This window comes from Desulfobaculum sp. (assembly GCF_054921475.1).
Window position 1 is genome coordinate 1 of record NZ_JBUDSW010000275.1, and the last position, 4493, is coordinate 4493.

Genomic DNA, 4493 nt, shown 5'->3' on the forward strand with positions numbered 1-4493 from the left:
CCCATGATGCCCAGCAGAATAAAATACCCATACCGCGTGTGCAGTTCGGGCATCACGTCGAAGTTCATGCCGTAGACCCCGGCAAGAAAGGACAGAGGAATAAAAATGGTGGAGAAGATGGTTAGGAATTTCATGACGTCATTCAGGCGGTTGGCCACAGCCATATTGTAGGCGGCCAAATGGTCCCCCAGCATCTCGCGATAGACTTCAACCACGTCCACGGTCTGCTCCGCCATGTCGCGCAAATCGCGCAGATAGGGGATGACGGATTCCGGGACAAGGTCGCTGTCGCTACGCAGCATCTTGAGCACAAGCTCACGCGCCGGACGCACGGCTTTGCGGACATAGGCCATCTCACGCCGGGCGGTTGTCAACGTCTCCAGCAGTTCCGGACCGGGATCGCTAAGGACCTCGTCTTCGAGATCCTCAATGCGCTCGCCAAGGGTCTCCACCACCCTCAGCGCGTTTTCGAACACACAGTCGAGGAGAGCGTACAAGAGGTATGCTGGGCCAAGACGGCGCAAACGGCCAGAAGGCCTGCGGATGCGCTCCCGCACAGGTTCGAAGACGGTCCCGGGACGCTCCTGGAACGTCAGCACACACGTTGGGGTCAACACGGCGCTGAGTTGCTCCGCCCGCACGGTAAGGCCGTCCTCAGCCAAGGAAAGCATCTTAAGCGACACAAAAAGCACATCTGGAAAGGCCTCAAAGACCGGACGCTGCCCCGTATTGGCAATGTCCTCAAGCACGAGAGGCGGAATAGCAAATGCCTCTCCCATCTCGCGAAGAAGCTGGGCGTCATGGACGCCGTCCACATTCACCCAGCTGGTGGATGGCTTAGCCACGTACTGCGCAAGCTCGCCCGGCCCCTCGGGAACCGCCTCGCGCACGCCGTCTTCGTCAAAATCCATTACCCGAAGGCGCGGCGTCTCAATCTTGCGTTCACCCACGAAAACAATAGCGCCGGGAGATTGTCCCGCCTTATGTCGCCGTTTTTTGAGAAACCGTGCCATGCGTGCTCCTTGGCGTGGCTTACGGCACGACCACGTGCTCTGGCTTAAGAGTTCTTGGTGCGCTTATACTCGCGTAAAATCCACGGCTCCTGCGGTGTGGATCCGCCACCGGGTTGGCGCTTGAGGATGTTTTCCTGCTCCTTTTCGGGCAGCTGCCTGTACCACTGCATTGCGGCGTCCGTGGCGTCCTGCTTTTCCATCTGCTCGGCGGCTTTGCGATACTTGGCAATGCGCTGGGCTTCTTCAGCTTGCTCACGGGCGTATTGTTCCTGTGGACTTTCGTAGCCGTCAGGACGGGCGTAGTACCCCGTTTTTTTGAGGGCCCCAAAAAGCCACGCCACAGGATTGGCTACGGTGGTCCCGCTTTTGTCCGAGAGCTGTCCCTTTGTGGCCAGTTCCCATTCTGCGTGATTGAGGGCTTGCCGTAAGGGAGCAAAGTCGATGCCTCGGCCTTCGAAGACCTGCCTAAGCTGACGCATCTGGTTTCGGGTCCACCCTGCCTTGGCCAGGTGAGGCCATGCCGCGGCGATGGTCTCGGAGCTCATCCCCCATGTTGTTGCGTCTTTATGTTCGCTCTCGGCTTCTTCTGGCTCTTCTCTTTGCAAGTAAGTTTCTTTCTTACTTACTAATAGGGGGGATTTTAGGGTGCGGTCATCCTGTCCGGTTAGGTGTCCGGTCTTATGTCCGGTATCGACCTGTTTGACACTGTCCGGATGGGTGTCCGGTGTCCGGTCCGGTATGTTGCCCGATATGAAGCCCGGTACAGGGTCCGCAGATATGGTTTTCATGAACTCGGCGCACAGGGATTTATCCAGCCTGATCTGGATGCCGGAGCGCTTGGTGCTCTGGAGTTTGGTCAGGACGCCCTTTTTCTCCAGCGCCGTGATGGAGTGGCGGATATAGTCATAGTTCGTGGCAAAATGTTTAGCGATGGCGCTGAGCGTTACGGTGATAATGCTGTCGCCTTTCTCTTTGGATATGGCGATGAGCAGGCGCAAAATTTCAGCTCGTTTGCCGGAAATACGCAGGCGCTGACGCGGTTCGAACATGGCCAGCAGAGAGGAGGAATCCTGCTCGGTATATGTATCCGCCGTGGCATCCGGATTTGTATCCGGTTGGGTGTCCTTTATCGTGTCCGGTGTATGTGTCCGGTTGTGCTTTTGGGAAGTGTCCGGTGTTGTGTCCGGAGTGCTGTCCGTATGCGATACCGGACTGTCCTGAGGACACTCCGGATACTGTCCGGTTTTTTCTCCGGATACAGTCCGGTCACCTGTCCGGATTGTATCCGGTGTTGACTCCGGACTGTCCGGTATGGTGTCCGGATACGTGTCCGGTGTCCTTGGCGCCGGTTCAGCAACGGGAGCCGCGCTCTGCGCGGCCGGGGCGGGAGTGGTGTCTGTGGCGTCCTCCGAAATATCGTGGGTAAACTTCTGGTACGGATTGTCCTCAAGGTCCGCCAAGAGCTGGGCGGCCATGGGGTCTTCCTTGGGCGAAGCTTTCTTGCGCTTGGCGGAGCGCTGGGCGCTTTTTGCCTTTTCCTGCGCGGCGACTTCCTTCGCCTGCTTGATCATATCGGAGTAGGAGGAGCCTGCGGCCATGGGTTACTCCTGCGCGCGTTGGAGTATTTCTTTGGTGACGGCCTGATAGTCCGCCGCACCGTTGGACTTGGGGTCGTCGTCAAAAATGGTCTTCTGCCGCGAGGTGGCGCGATTGATGGCCGTATTGTTGCGGATGGCGGCGTCGAAGATGGCGTCGCGGAAGAATGTGGATATGGCGGTGCTCATGGATTCGGACAGCTTGGTGCGCTTGTCGATCATAGTGATGAGCGAGCCGATGATATCCAGATCGGGGTTGAAGGATTCTTTGATGAACTCAATGTGGCTCAGGAGCTGCTGCATGCCTTTGAGCGCGAACCAGTCCTCGGACTTGACCGGAATGAGGTAAAAGTCACTGGCGGCAAGGGCGTTGTTGAGGGCAACGTTGATATTTGGCGGGCAGTCGATAAGGATGTAGTCGTACTGCTCGTGCACCTCGGGCGTGAGCTTGCTCTTGAGGGCGATAAAGGCGTTTTTGGCTTCCACGCCGCCGCTGTCCAGCCCGAACATGTCCATATTGCTTGGCACGAGGGAGAGGCGAGGGTAATCACTCTTTTCAGACTGGCGCGGATACTTGGTGGGGAAAATGCACAGCCCCATCTCGGTCTTTTCGTCCCGGATGATGTTGGCAAACGTGAGCGGGTAGTCAAAGGGCGACATGGTGCCAAGGATCAGCGTGGCGTTGTGCTGGGGGTCGGTGTCGATAACCAGAACACGCTGGCCATGGTACTTTGCCAGGCAGTGCGCGATGTTTATGACGCTCGTCGTTTTGGCGACGCCGCCCTTCTGGTTGCAGAACGAGATTACGGTGGCCATGCGGGAATTCCTCTCTTTTTGTATTGATACGGATATGTTCCCCTAAAAAGGGTGAAAGTCAAGGGCTATGCTTTGTCTTGTCAAGCGGTTTTTTGCATGGCTCTATCTTTTCCTCTTCATGGGGAAGCTGGGTGGGGGGACTCTCCCCGGTTTGAAGAATCAGTGATTTCGGGATGTTGTGTTCGTGTTTTCGGTACGCAAAATCCGTATTGCTTGAATTTCAGGAAGAATTGCGCGGGGAGCAAAGCGGGGAGAATTTTTCCCGGAAGTCATCCACCATAGGGATAAGGTTGTGGTTTTGTGCCCTTTCGGATCGAGCCTCTCCTGTGGAGAGGCAGGCCAAGCGTACAGGCTGGAGCGCAGCCGTGGTGCACATGTGCCATATGCCATCAATTGGTGAAAAAGCGGTGGCTGGAGACGCGGGCCGAGCCCCGTGCCCGTCGCCAAGGATGCCGCCACGGGAAGACGTGCTGATACACGATGAAGGCCCGTGTTTTGCAGATATTCCGAGCAGGAGGCTTTATGCGATATATTATGAATACGTCTACGGATCCGGCGTTTAACCTTGCGGCGGAAGAGTGGCTGCTCATGAACACGCAGGATGAAGTGTTCATGTTGTGGCGCAATGCTCCGGCGGTGATTGTGGGGCGCAATCAGAATACGCTAGCGCAGATTGATGTAGACTTTGTCCGTGAGCGTGGCATTCCCGTGGTGCGGCGCCTCTCTGGCGGCGGGGCCGTGTTCCATGACCTTGGGAATATCAACTTTACCTTCATCTCCAACGACGCCGGGGGCGGCGCGCTGGATTTCCTGCGGTTTACCACGCCCATTGTGGAGGCGCTGGGGCGCATGAGGGTGATGTGCTCTTTTGATGGGCGAAATGACCTTGTCATTGATGGACGCAAGGTCTCGGGCAATGCCCAGCATATCGCAGCGGGGCGCGTTCTCCATCACGGAACATTGCTGTTTTCTTCGGATGTGACGGACATATCAGGCGCGCTGCGCGTAGACCCCGAAAAGTACAAGGACAAAGCCGTCAAGAGCGTGCGCAAGCGCGTGACGAATATCG

At 56.9% G+C, this 4493-nt stretch carries 4 protein-coding genes; 1 reads left to right on the forward strand and 3 read right to left on the reverse strand.

Annotated features, from left to right (window positions below):
- The 3 genes from corA to ACY69P_RS14445 form a co-directional block, all read right to left on the reverse strand.
- Positions 1-1013, reverse strand: a 1013-nt coding sequence (corA, locus tag ACY69P_RS14435; protein WP_462327977.1) for a magnesium/cobalt transporter CorA, incomplete at its 3' end; no start/stop codon positions are given.
- A 44-nt stretch (positions 1014-1057) separates the two neighbouring features.
- Positions 1058-2611, reverse strand: a complete 1554-nt coding sequence (locus ACY69P_RS14440) for a hypothetical protein (protein WP_462327978.1) — start codon at positions 2609-2611, stop codon at positions 1058-1060.
- Positions 2612-2614: 3 nt separating this feature from the next.
- Positions 2615-3424, reverse strand: coding sequence for a ParA family protein (locus ACY69P_RS14445; protein ID WP_459902222.1), 810 nt, complete (start codon positions 3422-3424; stop codon positions 2615-2617).
- Between the two features lie 522 nt (positions 3425-3946).
- Here ACY69P_RS14445 and ACY69P_RS14450 point away from each other — a divergent pair.
- The coding region (locus tag ACY69P_RS14450; RefSeq protein WP_462327979.1) for a lipoate--protein ligase family protein at positions 3947-4493 on the forward strand (547 nt) is incomplete at its 3' end.

Excerpts from the sequence above, each read along its gene's own strand:
- ACY69P_RS14440 (WP_462327978.1), bottom strand. The coding sequence starts at position 2,611 with ATGGCCGCAGGCTCCTCCTACTCCGATATGATCAAGCAGGCGAAGGAA.
- ACY69P_RS14445 (WP_459902222.1), bottom strand. The coding sequence starts at position 3,424 with ATGGCCACCGTAATCTCGTTCTGCAACCAGAAGGGCGGCGTCGCCAAA.